Below are 19,909 nucleotides of genomic sequence, written 5' to 3' on the forward strand. Positions count from 1 at the left end.
TATTATGTGGCGGAGGCAAGCTGGGTTTGGCTGGCCCTGACGGGCGTCAGGGCGGCTCCGCCACATAATCTCGCCCGACGCATAAGAACGGATCGGCTCCCATCGTCTCTCGCACCAGCGCAGCCAATCCCTCCGCACCCTTGCGGAAGTCGACCGGCTTCGTCGCCACCATGACCTTGACCGCACCCGTCGGCCCGATCACGACGTTGCCTTCAGCGCGCTGATTACAGCAGCCACCCTCTTGGTATCGGCGCCCCGGCCGACGCGCATCGCGATGCCGTCGATCTCAAGCTCGATCATGCCCGCATCTCGGGTGGCTTGCCGTTTCCGCTGCTTCAGTGAACGGCTGGCTACAGGCTCCGCCGCCGTCACAACCGCCGGCAGAAAGGCAGGAGAATCTTGCTGCACCGAAGCGGCCTGTTTGCGCGCTTCGCGGCGCCAGGCGAACACCTGCTGCGGCCTGAGACCATAACGCCGGGCGATTTCGGAAACGATTGCGTTCGGTTCCAATGTCTCCGCGACAATCCGCGCCTTGTCGTCCATCGACCAGTGACGCCGGCCGCCGGCACCGTTGATCACCTCGAAACGCCGAGGCTGCCGCTCCGGGTCAAGCGTAAGGTCAAGTCCAGACACAAGCCGATCTCCGATCCCAATACAGGATCGGCAACCTCACAGATCGCGACCACTCCCAAAAGGTGGTCCCAAAAGCGCTTACGATGGAGACACCGCCGGGCCGGTGATCACGGATGTAGTCCCGCTTCTCGGACGTGGTGCGCTTTTCAGAGCCCCCTTTAGAAACTCAATTTCCAAGGCTTGCCGGCCTACCAGCCGCTCCAGCGCTGCGATCCGCGCCTCATAGGTCTGCATCGTGTCGGCCGCCGCCACGTCTTCGTCGAAGGAGCCGGCCTCGTGCTTCTGAACCCAGATGCGGATCAGGTTACGCGGCAGTTCGTGCCGCTTGGCGAGACCATGCAGCGTCTCGCCGGACAGGAACTCCTGCACTACCTGACGTTTGAACTCGATGCTGTGCGTGCGATAAGTCACCATGGGCTTCCATCCTTCGAAAGCCCGGCTTCCAAGTCAATTCTGCTTGTTCATCCTGTCCGGTCCGAGGGGCGCACTCCACGTCAGCGAGCAGTTTGCGCCGTTTTTCTCATCGGCGAACCCCGCGACCGTCTGCCGAGCGCTGTACATTCTCCATTGCCTTCTGATTCACTAACGCCGGCCGAGAGTTGTGGCTGTCGTTCTTAGCGGCTTAGTTCAATCCGGCAGAGGGTCCCGCAAATGCGTGGAACCGGCCGCGCCGTTTCAGCGGTCATTGACATCCTTATTTGGGGCTACCTAGGTCCGAACAGATCCTCGGCCACAGGATTTGATAAGTTGAGTCAACGACTCTAGCTCAACATTGTGCCGCGACCTCGGCCATCATTTTCACCAGGGGGTCACTGAAGCCGGGATCGTAGGCGCTCGCGTTCTCGAGCACGCTGAAATAGACGACGACGGTGCCGGTGTCGGGATTCGCGAGCATAAACTGGCCGCCATAGCCGCCGTGCCCAAGCCAGGTGCCGTCGGTATTCATTTGGCGACTATACCGTGTGCAATCGCCCGGCTTCGGCCAGGAAGGGCCTGGATTACGGCGCGTGTCTTCGATGAAGGCTGCATCGCCGACACGGCGACCGTCGACACCCTCGCCCTTGCGCGCAAAGAGCAGCCCGTAGCGCGCCAGATCGCGTGCGGTGAGAAAGGCACTGCCCGGCACGCCCTCGCGGTCACAGGCGATGTGGAAGCATCCCTCGATGCCGGCCGCCTCGACGATCTCGATCAGCCAGTCGCGCAGAGGTCTGCCGCTGGCCCGCTCGATTATCCAACGAAGGACCTCGCTGTTAGCCGACTTATAAAGCACCTCACCGGTGCGGTTAGTTAGGTCGCGGCCGGTGATGCCGCAGAGAAAGGAGTGAGTCGTCTCCTCCTTCTGTCCCTCTCTCGGGAGGCGCCAGCCTAAGGCGGCCTCTAGGTCGAAGCCCGTAGAGTTGGCGTCGGTGTAGTCCTCGGTGTAGTCGTTGGCAACGTTCATGTCGGCAGTCGCCTTGACGGTCGCCTCGGCATAACCTGTTCCGATCTCTGGGATGTAGTCCTTCACCGGACGGTCAAGGTCGACGAGGCCATCAGCGACGCAGCGGCCAAGCATCAGATTGATTGTCGTCTTGGTGATAGACATGATTGTGTGGGGCCTGTCGGGCCCGAAGTCCGCCGCATAGGCTTCATAAAGGATGCGATCATCGCGCACCACGACGAAGGCCGAAAAATGCGACATGGCAAGATAGCGTGCGACCTCGGGCCGATCGCCAACGGTCCAGTCGATCCCTTTCCTGAGTGGCAGGATGCGGGGAGCGCGCAGCGACATCGTATAGCGCATAGTTGTATGTAGATTGTGGAAGCCGTGGCGGCGGAAGTCTGGCAGGTTCCAGCGCGGCTTGTTGTCGAACAGGACTTCAAGGTCTGGATTGGCGATCGAGGGGACAGTCATGCGGCAGGCCTTTCAAAGTCTGGGTTGTTCGGAATAACTCATGAACTGTGCACAGCGTGTGCCTTTCAATCCAAATTTGCGGGGTGCTGGCAAATCACGAGGTCCGAACTTTTATCGATGTTGAGTTCGCTCAAGGCGCAGTCAAGCGCATTTGTTTGCGAGTGCCGCCCACGCTAAAGTCGAGCACGAATTGGTTCGTGTCCTTACCTCGGGCCGACGTAGTACTCGTCGGGCGCGCCGCTCGTTTCGCGAGCTTTCACCGTCATGTTGCTGGATGCAGTGCTCATACTGATGCTCCTTCAGTAACTCGCGTAACAATTACAGCGCTGTCCTAAAAGAGGCAGAAAGACGAAAAAGACATAGATACAGATTGCCATAGCGGCGATCAGGTTGAGCGCGCCGCCCGCATGATGCAGACGAGTTTTGGCAGTCCACCAAGCCCTCTGATCGAAATGCGCAGTGGGAAGACGCCTATGGTGAACAGACTGGCTACGGCATCGACTTGACGGGAGTTCCATGTGACAAAGCGGGAGGGTTTTCAACCCAAATTTCTCGCTCAGGACTGGAATTACAATCAATTGCAACGTCAAGCCCATAGGCATTGACGAGGTACCTGGCACTTGACATAGGTGCGACCCGCAGGCTTGCTGTCATGCAAAAAGCCTAAAAAGAGAATCATATCAGCACAGATCGCGCAATGCACCGATATAAAGAGGTGGCGAAACTCATTGGAGAATGGATTAGCCTCGGCCCTAATCAAACCAGGGAACCGGCTCCCATCCGTGCGTGAGATGAGCAGACAGACTGGTTACAGTATGGCGACCGTGCATCATGCTTACTCAGTTCTTGAATCTGAAGGCGTAATAGAAGCTTGACCGTAAGGGTTGTTTTGCGGCCACCTTCCGAATGATGCTGTGATCTGCAAGTCTGCGGTTTAGGTTTTGACCGTTGGGCTTAGAATGAGCACAGTGTATGATGCTATCACTCAGCCGGTCCATCGATTGGAAATCTTCACCGGCGCGGGCCGGCGGCGGACGTGGAGCAAGGCTGACAAGGCGCGGATTGTTGCAGAGATCGCATGGAGCGGTGACTCGGGGTGCCGCGCACGATTTTGCCATAACGTCTCTCCGTAAGCAGCTAGACAGGCCCAGATCTTATGCGATTGTCTGATCCGAGAGAGTGGCTACGACTTATGAGATATAACGCCCCCTACGGTAATCGTATCCTAAGGTGGATTGCGGCGCGGCCCTCTTCGACCGGCCGATAAAGAGATCCGGCATACCTGTGGACGTGCGTCCTATTGAAAGTCGTCTGGGGCGCATCATCTCGGTCCGCCATGATAATAGTCGTGGGGGGTTCACAGGCCGGGACGGAGTTCCTGCACAAGAACTCGGCACGGCCTGGGTTTTGAATCTCACCGTTGGAGCATTATTGCCGAGAATGCGGGCGCGCCAAGGGCTCGATCATCGTCAGCATGCTGACATCCGCGCCGCACTTTCCGGCTGCGCGGCAATGGTGGTCGATTTTGACTGCCGGCACCGAAGCAGTCGCTGCTGGAAGCTATGCAGATGTGGGACAGCAACGCGCAAACGGCAACCGCCATCCCCACTGGCGAATGGCCATTCCCGGATTGCGGCAGCTTCACGCCAATGACTCGGAGGCTGATATGACCCGTTCCGGCGCCGACACATCCGACAGGCGAGTTCCTTGCCACTCTGCACCAGCGGCAGCGCGCCGAGGGTCGGCGCAACGCTGGAACGACGCACACATCTCGTCGTCGTCGACACCATCAGCGCGCCCTTTAGAGCCAATGAAATGCTCGACGAGGTGATGCCCTTGTCGACGACTGGGGCCATCTCGTCGAACCTGCTTGCCCCCCAGGTGATCGCCACTTGGAAGGAATAGTCGCACGACGCCTTCGTCTTGTTGTCCCGATATTTGCATAGCTTCCAGCAGCGACTGCTTCCGTGCCGGCAGGCAGAAATCGACGACCATGGTCGTGCCGCCGGCAAGGGCCGTGCGCGTGGCGGATTCGAAATCGTCGGCCGAATAGGTGCCCATGAACGGCATTTCGAGATGGGTGTGCGGGTCGATGCCGGCATCACATAGCAGCCGGTGGCGTCAAACTCGTAGTCGCCATGCAGGTCCGAACCGATGGCGACGATCCTGCCGTGCTGCATCAGCACATCGGCTTTCCACGTGCGGCCGGCGGTAACGAGGGTGCCGTTCTTGATGACTTTGGTCATTTTGTTGTTCCCTTGTTCTCTTCGCGCTTCTTGTGAGCGGCGTTTGGAAGGTACATCTGTAAACTCACTCCACGATGACGGCCGTCTCCACCACTGCGTGGAACAGCACGTCGGCGCCGGCCGCTGCCCATTCCTTGGTGATTTCCTCGGCCTCGTTGTGGCTGAGACCGTCGACGCAGGGGCACATCACCATTGCGGTGGGTGCGACGCGGTTGATCCAGCAGGCGTCATGGCCGGCGCCGGAGACGATGTTGCGATGCGTATATCCCAGGCGCTCCGCCGCATCCCGCACAGCCTTGACGCACCCCGGATCGAAAGTGACCGGATCGAAATGGCCGACCTGCTCGATTTGATATTTGATGTCGAGCGCGTCGCAGATCGTGTCGATGCCTTCGCGGATGCGCCCGTCCATGGCGTCCAGCACCTCCTTTTCCGGCGAGCGGATGTCGATGGTGAAGACGGTGCGCCCGGCAATGATGTTACGCGAGTTCGGATAGACCTCCATATGGCCGACCGCGCCGACGGCGTCGGGCTGATAGTCCATGGCGATCTCGTGCACCAACTCGATCACCCGCGCCATGCCGAGCCCGGCATTGCGCCGCTTGGGCATCGGCGTCGAGCCGGTATGCGCCTCCTTGCCGGTCAGCGTCACCTGCAGCCATTTCAACCCTTGCCCATGGGTGACGACACCGATGTCGATGCCCTCGTCCTCGAGGATCGGGCCCTGCTCGATATGCAGCTCGAAAAAGGCGTGGATCTTGCGTTCGCCGACCTTTTCGGTGCCCTTCCAGCCGATCCGCTCGAGCTCCTCGCCGAATTTCTTGCCGTCCTTGTCGACATGTGAATAGACGTCGGCCTGGTCGAGCACGCCGGCGAATACCCCGGACGCCATCATCGCCGGCGCAAAGCGGGCGCCTTCCTCGTTGGTCCAGTTGGTGACGACGATCGGGTGCTTGGTCTTGATGCCGAGATCGTTGAGCGAGCGCACGATCTCCAGCCCGCCGAGCACGCCGAGCACACCATCATACTTGCCGCCGGTCGGCTGGGTGTCGAGATGGCTGCCGAGATAGACCGGCGGCAGGCTGGGGTCGGTGCCTTCGCGACGGGCAAACATCGTACCCATCTCGTCGACGCTCATTTCGAGCCCCGCCTCATCGCACCAGCGCTTGAACAGATGCCGCCCTTCGCCGTCCTCGTCAGTAACAGTCTGGCGATTATTGCCGCCGGCAATGCCGGGGCCTATCTTCGCCATCTCCATTATCGAATCCCACAAACGGTCTGAATTGATTCGCAGATTCTCGCCGGGGGCGGCCATTTGCGGTTCCCATCTACCAGGAGTCTTGTCGCCCCTTGAGTGATTTGCAGCCTGACCGTATGGTCAGCTTTCAGACTACACAACCTGACCAAGCGGTCAACTAGAATCTCGGGGGAGACATGGCGGAACCCACCCGCCCCATGCGGCGACAAGACATACGGCGAGAGAATGAAAAAACCATTCTGCTGGCTGCCGAGAAGGTGTTTGCGGAAGCAGGGTTTGGCGGCGCCACGATGCAGCTGATCGCCGATCTGGCAGGGCTGCCAAAGGCAAATCTCCACTATTACTTCGCCACCAAGGAAGAGCTCTACCGTTCCGTCGTCCAGAACATTTTTGAAATCTGGCTACAGGCGGCCAATTGCTTTGATGCGGCGCGTGGGCCGATAGACGGCATCAGTGCCTACATCGATGCCAAGATGGAAATATCGCGCCGCCACCCGGACGGTTCGAAGGTCTGGGCCTCCGAGGTCATGCACGGCGCGCCGGTGCTTCAAGAATACATGGAATCGACGCTGAGTGAATGGACCGACGGGCGCGTCGAGATCATCAGACGCTGGATCGAGGAACGCAAGATGGACCCGGTCGACCCGCGTCATCTGCTTTACATGCTTTGGGCCACGACCCAGCATTACGCCGATTTCGGCCATCAGATCGAGACGCTTAACGGCGGCAAGTCTCTGTCCGACCGGCAATGGCGGGAAGCCAAGGAAAATATCAAGCGGGTGATCCTAAAAGGGATCGGCGCGTTGCGCTGACTGTGACCGCTCCTCGCAGCAAAAGACTAGGTGGTTGGCACGCTGCCGCGCCGACTCCCACCGCTCAGCGGCCACCCTCCCCGTTGTTTGGACCGGAGACATCGCGAACAGGGTGTGCGAGGACATCGCGAACAGTTTCACTTATCTTTTGCTTGCGTTGAGGTCGATGGTTTCTATTTTCTGGTGCCTGAACCAGGCGTCGAAGAGGCCGTCCTTGGCGGTCGGACGGAAGGCAACGGATTTTCCGGCGAAGGCTCTGCACAGGCGCAATTTGCGGCCGAGAATAGAGACGAAGCCATGCTGCTGAACGCGTCGGATAAGATCGCCCTTGGCGTATTCGAACGGCTCGACAGTTTCGCGATACTGACGCTGCGAAGCCCGGTAGCGGTCGAGCGGCACGCCGCCGTCCAGCGCGTCGTGGGGACGCTGGGCGTTGTTGACATGGCCCCAGCGATCGAAGGCATCCTGGGCCTTGGCGAGATCGGCGAAGGGTGGCCACTGCTGCGCCTCGGCCTTGAGCGAGTGATGGAAGCGCTCGTCCTTGCCAGCGTCTGCGGATGGCAAGGCCTGGAGTGGCTGACGGCGACGCTGGCCTCGATCAGCCAGACGGTGAGCAGCGTGAAGTTGTTGCGGCCACCATCGCCCCATGGCGAGCCATTGTCGGTGGCGATGCGCCACGGCAGACCGTAGCGCCGGAAGGCCGCGATCAGTCGCGTTTGCACGGTTTGGGTGGTCTGGTCGGGGCAAGCTTCCAGCACCAGCGAGAACCGCGAATAATCGTCGAGCACGGTCAGCGGATGCAGCCGGCCGGCGCGCACATGGCCCTTGAAGTCCATCTGCCACAGGTCGTTGGATGCAGCATGCTCGAAACGAATGAACGCTTTGGCGCCGCCGCCGAGCGCACCCAGCTCGACGCCGTTGCGGCGCAGGATGCCCGTCACTGTCGAAGCGGCCGGATGGCCAAGCCCCTGGCGCGAAAGCACCCGCGCGATCTTGCGCCCGCCCCACGCCGGATGCGCCGTGCGCATCGAAAGCGCCGCCGCTTCGATCTCCGGGCGCTGCGCCGTGGGCTCGAGCGCGGCTGGCGCGAGCGCTCCACAAGCCCGGCATCGCCTTCCGCTCGATAGCGCGCGAGCAACTGTGAGCCAACGTTCGGCCGACCCCGAAGCGCACAACGCGCTCACATTCGCCCCCGCCGCGCTCGCCAACATGACGAATTCCAGTTTCTGTTTCATCGCGCTGTTGTCCCCGAATGGCATCCCGAACCCCTCGCGCAAAACGCGCAAAACTGTTCGCGATGTCCTCGCACACCTGTTCGCGATGTCTCCGGTCCAAACACCCAGGTGAGGAAAGGAAATGGCGACGTTCGGATCTCAATCTACCGACCTCAGCACATCCCGCACATGGTCGACCAATTCGTTGATCTAGCCTTTGGTGATGATCAGCGGCGGCGACAACGCGATGATGTCGCCAGTGGTGCGGATCACCGCGCCGCGCTCGAACGCCTTTACGAAGGCTGAGAAGGCTCGCTTGGTCGGGCTTCCGGCGATCGGCGCCAGCTCGATCGCGCCGATCAGGCCGATGTTTCTGATATCGATGACATGCGGTTCGCCCTTCAGCGAATGCAGCGCGTCTTCCCAGTAAGGCGCGAGCTCCTCGTCGCGCGTGAGCAGGCCTTCGTCCTTGTAGGTGTCGAGCGTGCCGAGGGCCGCGGCGCAGGCGATCTGGTTACCCGAATAGGTGTAGCCGCCGCTTCGGAGGGTATGTCCCGAGCAGATGCGGGCTTCGGCGGAAGTGGGCATCAGCGCGCGGCTGGACGAGTTCCCCTGGAATGTCAACTCAACCAAGGTGTTGTAGATTGATCAGCTGGACGTGGGAGATATCGCTCGAATGCAAAGGGAGCAGCTTGACCTCTATGCAGCTTGACCTCTGTACGGAACAGGCCGATTTCGGAGCTCAGCCGAGCGGTGGACCATTTGCGCCACCAGGGACTGGGCTATTCCCGACCATGTGCTGCGTCACTCCGCTCGGGCGGCAGAATATGGACCTCACGGGCATCTATTCCTGGGGCGAAGCCGGCAAGGCTTCTCACTCCAGCCTTCAAATGAGCACTGCATGCAATAATTGTTCCTCTGGCTATTGACATTGGATCTCAGAGCTAACAAAAGTCAATCGGAGTTTCGTCACAGGCAAATCTTTTTCTGTTGAGGAAATCATGCTAAGGTAATCCTACAATCGACGACGGCTTATCAGCGCTTCCCACTGCGTTTATCAAGCTGCTTCTGCTTCATGCGGGAACTCGAATTGAAGCTGATGGGGCGCTTGAACAAAATCGGTCTGCAGTGAAAGGAGAAGGCGAAATTGGGCATGGGTCAGGCCTCGCCTGTTCTTGTCTTGATCATTTTGCAATCTGCTAGCCTTGGCACCCTTTGGGCCAAGTCACCTAGCAACGACAACTCTTACCCGGGCGTACCAACCTTGACACAATCCATGACAGTTGCCGATTTCCCTAAAGATGAATATGCGAAACGATGTAAGCGTGCTTGGAGGCTCATGCGCGAACATGGCATCGAAGCGCTCCTGCTTACTGGAGAGTCCAATCGTCGTTATTTTACTGGCCACCGCACGCAGCTATGGGTAGGTAACGCTCGTCCTATGTTTGCGATATTGGCGCAAGGGAAAGACCCGATAGTTATCGTTACGGAGGTCGAAGGCGATGTTGTTCGCAGTACTTCGTGGGTTAAGGATGTTCGTACCTGGATCGGATTTGCAGATGATAGCCTGCCGCTCCTCGTTGATATTCTGAAAGAGCTTAAGCTTGAGCGCAGTACGATTGGGGTCGATTACGGCAGTGAAATGCGATTGGGCATGCCGGTGCCGTCCTTCAAAACGCTGCAAACGCTCGTTCCTAAGGTCGCTTTTGTCGATGGCTCACCCATTCTTTGGGCCGCTAGAATGATAAAGTCCGAGAATGAAATTGAATATATCCGGCAAGCATGTTCGGCCAACGAAAACGGCTTTCTTGTAGGATGGAGGGTCGCCCAGCCGGGTATGACCGAACGGGATCTGCAGCGCCGCATGGCTATTGCTATGCTAGAGGGCGGAGCAGATAGAGTGCAATGGTTGCCTCTGAATTCCGGCGAGGGAAATTACCACAAAATTTCGATGGAGCCCACGGAACGCAAGCTTCTAGTGGGGGACACGATTTGGTGCGATGCTGGCGTGACTGTCCGAGGATATTGGTCTGACTACAATCGCGTGGCGGCTGTCGGCCGGGCAAGCGAGGAGCAGAAGTCAGCCTACCGGAATGTTTGGGATCTTACGCGCGAATGTATCGAAGCGGTCAGCCCCGGTGTTCCATTGGCTGCGATCTCTGACATAGCGAAAAACGCATTCAAAGGTCCTGGTCGCATCGGCCATGGATCCGGCCTCGACATAACCGAGCCACCCTCGATCAGATCAGAGGATGACACGGTAATCGAACCGGGAATGATCCTACATATCGAACCACGGGTCGTGCTGCCGTTCGGATGCTTCCAGCTTGAAGAGGTCATAGCAGTTACTGAGCGCAGTTACGAGTTTTTAAGTACTCCTGCGCCTCAGGAAATCCCAGTTACCGGGCAAATCTAAACAGATCAGAGGATTGTCATGTCGAATGTTTCGAAATTGCTTGCGGAGTTGGTTCAAATTGAAAGTATCAATCCAAACCTTTCCTCTAAAGGCAGTGGTGAGGCAGCTATTGCTGCTTACGTTGGGAAGTTTTGCGGCGACCAAGGAATTGAATTCAAGTTCCAGCCCGTGAGCGAGGGGCGCGATAACGTTCTCGCTTGGGTGCGCGGAACCGATCCGGACAAGCGTATCGTCTTTGACGCGCATCTGGATACTGTACCGGCGGATGGATGGGAGCGAGATCCATTTGCTGCGGAACGTGATGCCCGCCGGATGTACGGGCGGGGGACATGCGACACCAAGTCTTCACTTGCTGCGATGTTGTATGCTCTTGTCGCCATTAGAAAAGATAAGCCGCGAGCAACTGTATTTGTGGCTGGGACGGTTGACGAGGAGTATCGAAAGGCCGGGGCTCGGGCATTGGCACAGTCGGGTATCGGGTTCGAAGCAGCAGTTGCGGGCGAACCCACCAACCTTGAGGTGGTGGTTGCGCACAAGGGATCCGTCCGCTGGTGGATTGAAACGATCGGCCGGGCCGCGCATAGCTCCAAACCTGAACTTGGGCTGAATGCAATAGCGGGCATGGCGCACGTCATCCCCGAGCTTGTACGCCTCGGCGACAAGTTGCGTACCAGCTATGAACATTCGTTAGTGGGTGCGCCTTCGCTGACAATTAGTCTAATTCAAGGTGGGAGCGATATTTGTACGGTGCCGGCACGTTGCGAGATTTTTCTGGACCGAAGGTTGGTCCCACAAGAGACACCGGCTGCTGCAATTGAGGAGGTGGAAAAAGTTCTCGCCGCTTTGCGTAAGAAGCATCAGGACCTGCAGGTTCGTTCGGTTTTTCCTGCCGTTGAGGACCCTCCGCTTGAGGACGCTACCAGATCGCGCATCGCGGAAGTCGCCGCGGAAGCATGCCGCAATGTAGCAGGCACAGGGGGAACATTCCACGGCGCACCTTGGGGTACGGATGCAAGCCAGCTCCAGTTGACCGGAGCCAAGTGCATAGTACTAGGGCCCGGCGACGGTGCTCAAGGGCATACGATCGATGAGTATGTGGATTTGGATCAAGTCGATAAGGCAACAGAAATCTATCGGAGAATCATGAAAAGCTACTAGCGAGAGGTTGCGTGACAGTGGGCTATATGAGCGCCCGTAAGACCTCACAACTAGGCTGCTTAGCGTATCGCACCGCCAAGAGAGACATCAATGGTTGACCGCCTCCTCATTTGCCGATCCTGCGGCGCGCAGTATCCCTTCGCTCCGCGCTTCAAACCGTGCGATGCATGTCAAGGGCCGCTGGATGTAGATATAGACATTCGGGAGGCCCTTAAACGCGTGCCGCCGAGCGCCTTTGAACAATCAGGCGGGAACATCGCGAGGTTCGCGCCATTCTTCGCGATCTCGAATGCCGATGATTTCGTAACACTCGGTGAAGGTGGGACGCCGCTCTTTCGTCATGCGCGGTTAAATACATTGATCGGGATGCCGAACCTATTCATCAAGAACGAATCAGCCAATCCAACTTGGTCTTTCAAAGATCGGTTGAACGCGGTGAATGCCAGCCTTGCGCGCGAATTCGGGTTCACTAACCTGGCTGCAGTTTCAACCGGCAACCACGGGGCCTCGGCGTCGGCCTATGCATCGGCTGCCGGGTTACGGAACATCATTTTTTTGTCAAACGGAGCGCCCGATATCTACGGCCAGATGATCCAGGCCTACGGTGGCGCTACAGTGTTCACCGACTGGCATCGATCCGCCGGCCTTCTTGCTCACCTTGTTAATGAGAAGGGCTGGTATCCGTCGAAGAGTTCCCTGCCGACACCGATCAGTAATCCGTTTGGCTTGCAAGGCTATAAGTCGATCGCTTTCGAAATAGCGATTGCTTTGCGCCGTCGAGTGCCAGACTATCTATTGGTTCCTGTCGGCAGCGGCGACGATCTTTATGGGACGTACAAGGGCTTTCTGGAATTGCGAGAGCTTGGAATTGTTGACCGTATCCCTGTCTTCGTAGGCTGTGAGTCAGCGACTGCAAATCCATTGGCGCGCGCGCTTGCGGCCAATTCAAACCATGTCGGCAAGATGGAAGCTCCACAGACTATGGCAGTTTCGATCGGCGCGGGCATTTGCAGCGATCACGCGCTGCGCGCGGTTCGGGGCTCGGAGGGATTTGCATGTTCCCCGACTGATTCAGAGATCCAAGACGCCATGCAACTGTTCGCTTCCGTGGGTCTCGTAGCGGAATCATCATCATGCGTTTCGCTTGCGGCGGTGCGGCGCCTCCTTGCCGAAGCACGCATACGTGCAGATGCTACGGTGGTCGTTACCTTGACCTCAGCTGGGATCAAATGGGCAAACGAAGTCGCCTCGCTTGGTAAGCCCCCAGCGTTGATCGACGCTCGAACGGACGCACTAGATGCGTTGATAGCCGGCGGCCTATAACTGCGCAGACCTGCAGCCTGACGCCATTTGTAATGGCAAGGACGCTGGTTGAGTTTTCGCGAGCCAAAGTCGATGCGGAAATTATTTGGGCGATGCTACGACCGCAGAAGTCTTGATTGATCGAAGTTGAGCCACTGGAGCTACACGGGTGGGGAGTTTCCTGGCCGGCAGCATAAAGCAGAAGGTCAATAGCAGCGTTAATGGGCCTCGTTCGAAAAAGTAAGGCACGGCCTCGTGTGCTCGTTGAGAACGCCCCCAACGGGAGCTATGTCAAGATTTGGAGATTTGGGTCACATGAACACTATTGATAAGCGATTGGCGGCTCTGGGCATAACAATTCCTTCGGTTAATCCACCGCACGGCAATTACCTGTCTTACGTTCGTGCAGGCTCGTTGATTTTCGTGGCCGGGCAAGGCCCCAGGAAAGATGGTCAACTCGTATATAGAGGAGTTGTAGGCGGAGATTTGACGCTTGAGGATGGCGAGAACGCCGCCAGGATTTGCGCTGTCAATGTATTAAGCCAACTCCTTCACGCATGTGATGGAGATCTTAGCAACATCAGACAGATGGTCAGGATAGCCGGGTTGGTGCGCTGCACAGAGAGTTTTGAAGATCAGACCCGGGTGCTGAACGCAGCATCTAACCTGATTTGCGATATCTTGGGTAACGCGGGAAAGCACGCTCGAATTGCGTCAGGCGTGCAAGCGCTTCCTTCAGGCATGGCGGTGGAAATCGAGGCGGTAGCAGAGATCAGCTAAGAGTTCGTGTGAGAACTGGTTCAATGGCTAATTCTGCGCATCAAAAGGCTGTCCATGACCACATGGATCATGGCTTCGGAGATCGATGCGTCGTTTGTAGTCGCGCATGAGGCGGCGCCAGGTATGAGCCAGCCGAACGTTCTTTCAACCATCCTACGTCTGTGACGTTGCCCCCAGTTTCTATCCAGTTTTGAGTTCATTTCCGGCGTGGGTTGTGCCCTGCTGGGCGGGTGAAGCGACGGGCGCTGGCGCGGAGCCTTTGGCATAGTGCAGCGCGAGCGACCGTCGCGGATTGAAGGTGGTGGCGAACTCGGCCGGTGTCTGCCAGGCGATTTGGGAATGCGGCCGCGCGGTGTTGTAGTCGGCGCGCCACAGGGCGATGGGGACCACAGCGTCGTTGAGGCCGATGCCGCCGAGGCCGAAGACTATCGCCGTCGCGCCTTGCTCGACCTTGGCCGTGTTGATCACAGCGCCGATGCCGGTGGTGACGCCGCAGCCGATGTAGCAGATCTTGTCGAACGGGGCGTCGGCATTGACCTTGGCCACCGCGATCTCGGGCAGCACGGTGAAATTGGAAAAGGTCGAGCAGCCCATGTAGTGGAACAGCTTGTCCTTGCCGATCGAGAAGCGCGAGGTGCCGTCCGGCATCAAGCCCTGCCCCTGCGTGGCGCGGATGGCGGTGCACAGATTGGTTTTCCGCGACAGGCAGGACGGGCACTGCCGGCATTCCGGCGTATAGAGCGGGATGACATGGTCGCCCTTCTTGACCGAGGTGACGCCCTTGCCGACGTCGACGACGATGCCGGCGCCCTCATGGCCGAGGATCGCCGGAAACAGGCCTTCCGGGTCGGCGCCCGACAGCGTGAACTCGTCGGTGTGGCAGATGCCGGCTGCCTTGATCTCGACCAGCACCTCGCCATCACGGGGACCGTCGAGGTCAACCTCCATGATCTCCAGCGGCTTTCCGGCGGCGACGGCGACAGCCGCGCGCGTTTTCATGATATGTTCCCTCGGTCGCGGGGAGGGGGGGGCATTCGCGCGACTAGACAGATATCTGGCGGCTCGAACGGCGCCCGCGCGCGGCTGCGGAAGCGCGAACCGCAGACTTTTCGCCGACGAAAGTTCCACGTCAATGCTATCCGCCGGGCAGGTCGAAGTGGAACAAAATTGAGCATCGACTGTTCTGCCGTCACGCAGAAAGGCGACTACGAACCCATTCTTGAAATGCCAGGACGTAATTTTCAGACGGCATAAGCACCCCGCTTTGGAACTCCAAAGAGCGCAATCCCGCTTGATTGAGTTCGCATACTTTAGCGTCCTGTTCCATAATTCGGCGAGTAAATTCGATATTACTTTTTGGGTCAAATTCCGGGTTTGCGAGATTCTCTTCAGAAAAAAAGTACTCCACGCTGACCTCCGTTTCCTCTGTACCGAGCGGACGTACCCTGTGCGTGCGTACCATATCGATATTGGCCGCAAACACTACTGATGGCCAATTTGTTCTAATGCCGAAGCCAGTACGCAAATCCTCATCGGTGAGCCCAGGAAAGGACGATCCCTTAGTCTGCCCATCATCTATCGAATAGGTCATCACGCCTTCTGCAATTCCACCTTGAAAACGCGGATGTTGCTTATGCTGATTCTCCTGCCAGTTGGGATCTTGGCGCAACTCCAGAATCCCACGCCCAACCATCGGCACCAATTTTGAAAGTTCCGGATGCACGCCGGGACAGTGATAACATTCAGACGAGTTCTCCCAAAAAATCTTCCAGTTGCATGCCACGTTTAAGCTGAATGAGTATCCTAACCTAAGCTCTTCTAGCGGCCAATTCGCGAGGGAGGCCACCCGCGCACCGAAGGGCTCGAAGTTCGGCACGGCGGTGGGGTCCAAGTTAATGAAGACAAACCCGCGCCATACAGAAACCGCGACGGGAAAAAGGGAGAATGATGCCTTGTCAAAATCGGGGGGCATTGCAAGGCCGGGTACTCCCGTAAGTTTACCGTCGAGCGCATAGGTCCATGCGTGATAGGGGCAGACAATGCTCCCGCTATTCAAGCTGCCCTCCTGTGCGGTGCACAGCCTCGAGCCACGATGTCGACAGGTATTATGGTAGGCATGCAGGTCGCCTTGCTCGTCGCGGACAATAAGGACGTCCTGATCTCCGATCGCGTGCCGCCGGAACGAGCCCCTGTCGATGGCCTCGGAACGACAAACGTAGTTCCATTCCTTATACCAAATAGCCTTCAACTCGCGATCGTACTGAGCCGGATCAAAATACGTCGACTTAGGGAGCGACTTCTCCAATCGGCCCAAACCGACGTAGTACTCGTCGGGCGCGCCGCTCGTTTCGCGAGCTTTCACCGTCATGTTGCTGGATGCAGTGCTCATACTGATGCTCCTGGGTCGCTGATGAGAGGGAATCTAACTAGGACGACGCTGTCCTAAAAGAGGCAGAAAGACGAAAAAGACATAGATACAGATTGCCATAGCGGCGACTAGGCGGATCACTGCGCCGGTAACGCGATTCCTTCGACGACCTGACAGGTAAACCTCAGCGAGGATCGCGGACAACCTACAACGAAAGGCAATTTGTGGCGGCCTCAATAGGCATGTGGCCGACGCCAATTATACCTGTGCGGCAGATTGGTGATGACTCGTCGGCTCTTCAATCTGAGTTTGGAGGGGCTGTCGAGCATTCTTGTGGATGTTCATCTAGTCCTTGGTAGGCCGCGGAAAACTCTACTTTCGAACGATCTAGTTTCAGGGGGTCAGAGCAAGCTCAGATCCAGAGCGCTTTCGCGCGGCTCGCTCAGGCACCTTGGGAGTTGACATGGGTGGATCCCAACATTAGTTTCGCTGTCATGCCACGAGCATAAAGTGGCTAATCGTGTCAGTACAGATTGGGCGATGCACCGGTATCAAGAGGTGGCGAAACTAATCCAAGAATGGATCAGCCTGGGCCTAATCAAGCCCGGAAACCGGGTCCCATCCGTGCGGGAGATGAGCAGGCAGACCGGTTTCAGTATGGTGACCGTGCATCATGCTTACTCGCTTCTCGAATCTGAAAGCGTCATAGAAGCTCGACCACGTTCTGGCTTTTATGTTTCTCGCATCGACCGTGCCCTGGCAAACTTTCCGGAAATGCAAGATGAACTGCAAATCGCGCGTAACGCCTCTCCCACACAAGCACCGAGCCTCTACGAGCTGAACAGCGGGTGGCGACAGAGCGGTGTCACAAATTTTGCCAATCTGCATTTGAGCAATGATCTGATCCCTACGAAGCAAATCAATGCGCAGCTGTTGCGCACCATTCGTGAGGACATCAGATACCCAAACTCTCCCGAGCCATTGGAAGGGCATTCCGAATTACGGGCGATCGTTGCAAAGCGACTCGGTTTGCGCGGTGTGCTTGCTCGCGGCGGCGACATCATCCTTACGAGCAGTATCGCTAAAGCGATAGAGATGGCTCTCGATACCGTCACGAAGCCTGGAGACACAGTGCTGATCGAGACCCCTACCTATTATCCTCTGTTTGCAGCCCTTCAACGGCGACAACTTCGACATGTGGAGATCTACTCCCATCCGAGGTTCGGTTTGGATCCCGCGCAATTCGACTACTTGCTGGAAAACAATACGATTGCCGCGTGCATTTTGATGCCCATCAGTCATTTTCCAACCGGCACAACGTACTCGGACAATGTGCTCAGAAATGTCGTCGAGAGCGCGACTAAGCATGGAGCTCGCATAATCGAAATTGATCTCTACGCAGAGTTGTCGCATAGTCCCCAAACTGCGTCGACCCTGAAGAAATATGATGTGGCTGACATTGTTACGCAGTTGGGCAGTTTCTCCGCGGGCTTAGGGCCGCGATTCGGGGTCGCATGGGTGCACGACCGGAGGTACCGCCGCGAGATGCTGGAAACGCTCTACTCTGAGGGCGCCGAACTTGGGAACGTCGCTGTTCAGCGTGCTATCGTGAACTACATCAACTCGGGCGGCTACGATCGCCATTTGCGCCGCATTCGCGAAGAACTCGGAAAACGAGTAAGGCGCGGCCTATCGCAAATATCCCAGACGTTTCCCTCCACCTGCTCCATCTCCCACCCCTCTGGTGGTTTCATGTGTTGGGTTCGATGTCACCCGGGCTTCGATTCGCTCAAAGGCGCAAGAAAAGCTCTGGAATACCGCATTGGCATTTCACCCGGCAGCCTCTTCTCTGTGGCAGGCTCATTTCGCAACTTCTTGGGCTTGAATTTGTCCACGCCAGCAGACTTGCATCGCGCGCATATGTTGCAGGTTGTGGCGAAGCTCATTGAGGTTTAGGGCTACCCGATGCGAATTGATTTCCGGCCAATCGCAAAACAGCCTTACGCGCTAGAATAAAAGTAATATGGCCGCAAGACTATCGCCAGCCGGGCGGAGGCCGTTCGCGGCAGGGATTCCCCGGTCGCAGCGATATGCCACGTCGGCGGATGCGCAGCCCATGGCGACCGGGTCAGCGGCTTCGGCTAGGCGCTTCAGTTCCATGGGAGCTACTTCGCCGGCATTAACAAGTCGGCTGTGAACTATCCGCAAGCCATTGATCTGACATCCTGATTAAGGCGGACGACGGCTTGGAATTGCAGGATTTGCGGTGTTTTGGGGCTGTTCTCCTGCAATTCGATTTGCGATTGTGCTGCGGAGCGTGATTGACTCGGTTCGGCGGCGGCGCACCGAGGGGACGGCGAGCGTCCAGGCTACGCGAGAAGCGCGAGACGGGAGAGCAGCACCTATTCCGCTCCAGACTCGATCAGATCATGAACATGAAGCACGAGCTGGTGCGGCTCGCGCAGGCGATCGACTGGCCGGTTCTGGAGGAGCGTTCTGGCGCCGTCTATTCGGACGGCCCGGGCATGCCGCCGCTGCCGACCCGGCGATCCTCAAGCACACCTTCAACCTGTCGGACAAGGTGCTGTGCGAGCGCTGGGTGGAGAACCCCTACTTCCAGTATCTCACCGGCGAGGCGTTCCTCTGCTGCGTGTTTCGGTAATTCCCAGACACCCCTTTCGCTAAGTCCCGAACAGGTATGTCCGCTAAGTCCCGGACAGTTTCCGTGGCGGATGTGACGGTCGGTTCTCGGCTGCGCCGTTCTGGCATTTTGGCCTCTCACGATGACGTTGAGAGGGGCCATGCCAAGACGGAAGCAAACGAGACAAACGACGGTGAAGGACCATCCGAACGATCTTGCGCCTGACGCATGAGCATGGCTTTCGGTGCGTGCGGAATCGGAACGGCTGAAGATCAGCAAGACGACGGTTTCGACCTATCTGTTACGCGCCAGCGAGGCGGGGCTTACGCGCTGGCCGTTGCTGTCCATGCGGCGCTCGAGCGGCTTCTGTTCCGCCGGATTGGCCGGCCGCCACAGGATCTGAGTGAGCCGGACTGGGCGCTGATCGCCCGGGAGTTGAAGCGCAAGGGCCTGACGCTGACGCTGTTGTGGCAGAGTATCGCGCTGCCCATCCCGACGGCTACGCCTACACCTGGTTCTGCGAGCACTTCGCCGCGTTCGAGCGCCGGACGAACACGACATTCCGCAGCCGCACGAGGCCGGCGCGGTGATGCAGACCGACTATGCCGGGCACACGGTGCCGATCATCGATCCTGTTACTGGCGTCATCCACGCCGCCCAGATCTTTGTCGCGATGCTAGGCGCCTCCAATCTCACCTTCGCCTTTGCCAGCTCCAGCCAGAGGCTGCCGGACTGGATCGAGGGCCAGGTGCGGGCGCTTGCCTTCTTCGGCGGCGCCACCAAGTCGATCGTCTGCGACAATTTGAAGGCGGGTGTGGCCAAGGCGCTGTGGTTCGAACCGACGCTGAACACAACGTTTGCCGAGATGGCCGAACATTACGAGTGACGATCCTGCGGACCCGCAGCCGCAAGCCGCCAGATAAGGCGAAGGTCGAGGGCACGGTGCTGATCGTCGAGCGCTGGATCCTGGCCCGGCTCAGGAATCGGACTTTCTTCTCGCTCGCCGAGTCTCAACGCAGCGATCGCCGAACTGCTGGAGGAACTTAACAACCGGCCTGCGCCATGTCGGCCAAAGCCGGCGCGAACTGTTCGAGGAGATCGAGCAGGCGGCGGCTCGGCACCCTGCCGGCGACGCCGTTTGAATACGCTGAGTGGAACCGGCGAAGGTGCATCCCGACTATAATCAG

General features: G+C 58.1%; 14 protein-coding genes and 8 pseudogenes. 10 read left to right on the plus strand and 12 right to left on the minus strand.

Annotation, left to right across the window (positions count from 1 at the left end):
* Window positions 1-85: 85 nt before the first annotated feature.
* The 4 genes and pseudogenes from tnpB to NKI52_RS31485 form a co-directional block, all read right to left on the minus strand.
* A pseudogene (tnpB, locus tag NKI52_RS31470) lies at window positions 86-202 on the minus strand (IS66 family insertion sequence element accessory protein TnpB); the annotation flags it as partial.
* Window positions 199-633: an IS66-like element accessory protein TnpA gene (gene tnpA / locus NKI52_RS31475; RefSeq protein ID WP_352700735.1), complete on the minus strand. Its 435-nt coding sequence runs from the start codon at window positions 631-633 to the stop codon at window positions 199-201. The gene tnpA and the pseudogene tnpB, both read right to left, overlap by 4 nt.
* Window positions 634-711: 78 nt before the next feature.
* The gene (locus NKI52_RS31480) at window positions 712-1,047 is read right to left on the minus strand and encodes a transposase (protein WP_352700736.1); all 336 of its coding nucleotides are present in this window, start codon (window positions 1,045-1,047) and stop codon (window positions 712-714) included.
* A 352-nt stretch (window positions 1,048-1,399) separates the two neighbouring features.
* The gene (locus NKI52_RS31485) at window positions 1,400-2,527 is read right to left on the minus strand and encodes a serine hydrolase domain-containing protein (protein WP_352700737.1); all 1,128 of its coding nucleotides are present in this window, start codon (window positions 2,525-2,527) and stop codon (window positions 1,400-1,402) included.
* Window positions 2,528-3,156: 629 nt separating this feature from the next.
* Between NKI52_RS31485 and NKI52_RS31490 the strand changes: the two genes are divergently transcribed.
* Entirely contained in the window at window positions 3,157-3,402 is a 246-nt protein-coding gene (locus NKI52_RS31490) for a GntR family transcriptional regulator (protein WP_352700738.1), read from the plus strand.
* Between the two features lie 837 nt (window positions 3,403-4,239).
* On the opposite strand, the pseudogene NKI52_RS31495 reads toward NKI52_RS31490, so the two are convergent.
* Both NKI52_RS31495 and NKI52_RS31500 read right to left on the minus strand, forming a co-directional pair.
* Window positions 4,240-4,773, minus strand: a pseudogene (locus NKI52_RS31495) (amidohydrolase family protein); the annotation flags it as partial.
* Between the two features lie 64 nt (window positions 4,774-4,837).
* Window positions 4,838-6,088 carry a Zn-dependent hydrolase gene (locus NKI52_RS31500; RefSeq protein WP_352700739.1) on the minus strand — a complete coding sequence of 417 codons (1,251 nt, stop codon included), beginning with the start codon at window positions 6,086-6,088 and terminating at the stop codon, window positions 4,838-4,840.
* A gap of 119 nt (window positions 6,089-6,207) precedes the next feature.
* On the opposite strand from NKI52_RS31500, the gene NKI52_RS31505 reads away from it, so the two are divergent.
* On the plus strand, window positions 6,208-6,843 hold the full coding sequence (locus NKI52_RS31505) for a TetR family transcriptional regulator C-terminal domain-containing protein (RefSeq protein WP_352700740.1): 636 nt from the start codon (window positions 6,208-6,210) through the stop codon (window positions 6,841-6,843).
* A gap of 141 nt (window positions 6,844-6,984) precedes the next feature.
* Here the strand turns inward: NKI52_RS31505 and NKI52_RS31510 are convergent, their stop codons facing one another.
* From NKI52_RS31510 to NKI52_RS31525, 3 genes and pseudogenes are all read right to left on the minus strand, one after another.
* Complete coding sequence (locus NKI52_RS31510; protein ID WP_352700741.1) at window positions 6,985-7,407, minus strand: integrase core domain-containing protein; 423 nt, start codon at window positions 7,405-7,407, stop codon at window positions 6,985-6,987.
* Window positions 7,408-7,457: 50 nt separating this feature from the next.
* Window positions 7,458-8,102 (minus strand): annotated as a pseudogene (locus NKI52_RS32860) (DDE-type integrase/transposase/recombinase); the annotation flags it as partial.
* Window positions 8,103-8,267: 165 nt separating this feature from the next.
* The gene (locus NKI52_RS31525) at window positions 8,268-8,690 is read right to left on the minus strand and encodes an aminotransferase class III-fold pyridoxal phosphate-dependent enzyme (RefSeq protein WP_352700742.1); all 423 of its coding nucleotides are present in this window, start codon (window positions 8,688-8,690) and stop codon (window positions 8,268-8,270) included.
* A gap of 520 nt (window positions 8,691-9,210) precedes the next feature.
* On the opposite strand from NKI52_RS31525, the gene NKI52_RS31530 reads away from it, so the two are divergent.
* The 4 genes from NKI52_RS31530 (at window position 9,211) to NKI52_RS31545 (ending at window position 13,713) form a co-directional block, all read left to right on the plus strand.
* A complete protein-coding gene (locus NKI52_RS31530) occupies window positions 9,211-10,473 on the plus strand; it encodes a M24 family metallopeptidase (protein ID WP_352700749.1) in 1,263 nt (420 codons plus the stop codon).
* Between the two features lie 18 nt (window positions 10,474-10,491).
* Window positions 10,492-11,631: a M20 family metallopeptidase gene (locus NKI52_RS31535; protein ID WP_352700743.1), complete on the plus strand. Its 1,140-nt coding sequence runs from the start codon at window positions 10,492-10,494 to the stop codon at window positions 11,629-11,631.
* A gap of 90 nt (window positions 11,632-11,721) precedes the next feature.
* Window positions 11,722-12,954 (plus strand): threonine synthase, encoded by a 1,233-nt coding sequence (locus NKI52_RS31540; protein WP_352700744.1) that lies wholly within the window; start codon window positions 11,722-11,724, stop codon window positions 12,952-12,954.
* A 294-nt stretch (window positions 12,955-13,248) separates the two neighbouring features.
* Window positions 13,249-13,713, plus strand: a complete 465-nt coding sequence (locus NKI52_RS31545; protein ID WP_352700745.1) for a RidA family protein — start codon at window positions 13,249-13,251, stop codon at window positions 13,711-13,713.
* Between the two features lie 20 nt (window positions 13,714-13,733).
* Here NKI52_RS31545 and NKI52_RS31550 read toward each other — a convergent pair.
* Together NKI52_RS31550 and NKI52_RS31560 are read right to left on the minus strand one after the other, a co-directional pair.
* Window positions 13,734-13,874 (minus strand): annotated as a pseudogene (locus NKI52_RS31550) (IS5-like element ISRso1 family transposase); the annotation flags it as partial.
* Between the two features lie 235 nt (window positions 13,875-14,109).
* Window positions 14,110-14,712 (minus strand): annotated as a pseudogene (locus tag NKI52_RS31560) (alcohol dehydrogenase catalytic domain-containing protein); the annotation flags it as partial.
* Window positions 14,713-14,769: 57 nt separating this feature from the next.
* Between NKI52_RS31560 and NKI52_RS31565 the strand changes: the two are divergent.
* A pseudogene (locus tag NKI52_RS31565) lies at window positions 14,770-14,900 on the plus strand (ISAzo13-like element transposase-related protein); the annotation flags it as partial.
* 2 nt (window positions 14,901-14,902) lie between these two features.
* Here NKI52_RS31565 and NKI52_RS31570 read toward each other — a convergent pair.
* Window positions 14,903-16,102: an aromatic ring-hydroxylating oxygenase subunit alpha gene (locus NKI52_RS31570; protein ID WP_352700746.1), complete on the minus strand. Its 1,200-nt coding sequence runs from the start codon at window positions 16,100-16,102 to the stop codon at window positions 14,903-14,905.
* Between the two features lie 489 nt (window positions 16,103-16,591).
* On the opposite strand from NKI52_RS31570, the gene NKI52_RS31575 reads away from it, so the two are divergent.
* The 3 genes and pseudogenes from NKI52_RS31575 to istA form a co-directional block, all read left to right on the plus strand.
* Window positions 16,592-18,037, plus strand: coding sequence for an aminotransferase-like domain-containing protein (locus NKI52_RS31575; RefSeq protein ID WP_352700747.1), 1,446 nt, complete (start codon window positions 16,592-16,594; stop codon window positions 18,035-18,037).
* 365 nt (window positions 18,038-18,402) lie between these two features.
* A pseudogene (locus tag NKI52_RS31580) lies at window positions 18,403-18,722 on the plus strand (transposase); the annotation flags it as partial.
* A 160-nt stretch (window positions 18,723-18,882) separates the two neighbouring features.
* Window positions 18,883-19,909 (plus strand): annotated as a pseudogene (istA, locus tag NKI52_RS31585) (IS21 family transposase); the annotation flags it as partial.

This window comes from Mesorhizobium sp. M0590, assembly GCF_040320905.1.
Classification (GTDB): domain Bacteria; phylum Pseudomonadota; class Alphaproteobacteria; order Rhizobiales; family Rhizobiaceae; genus Mesorhizobium.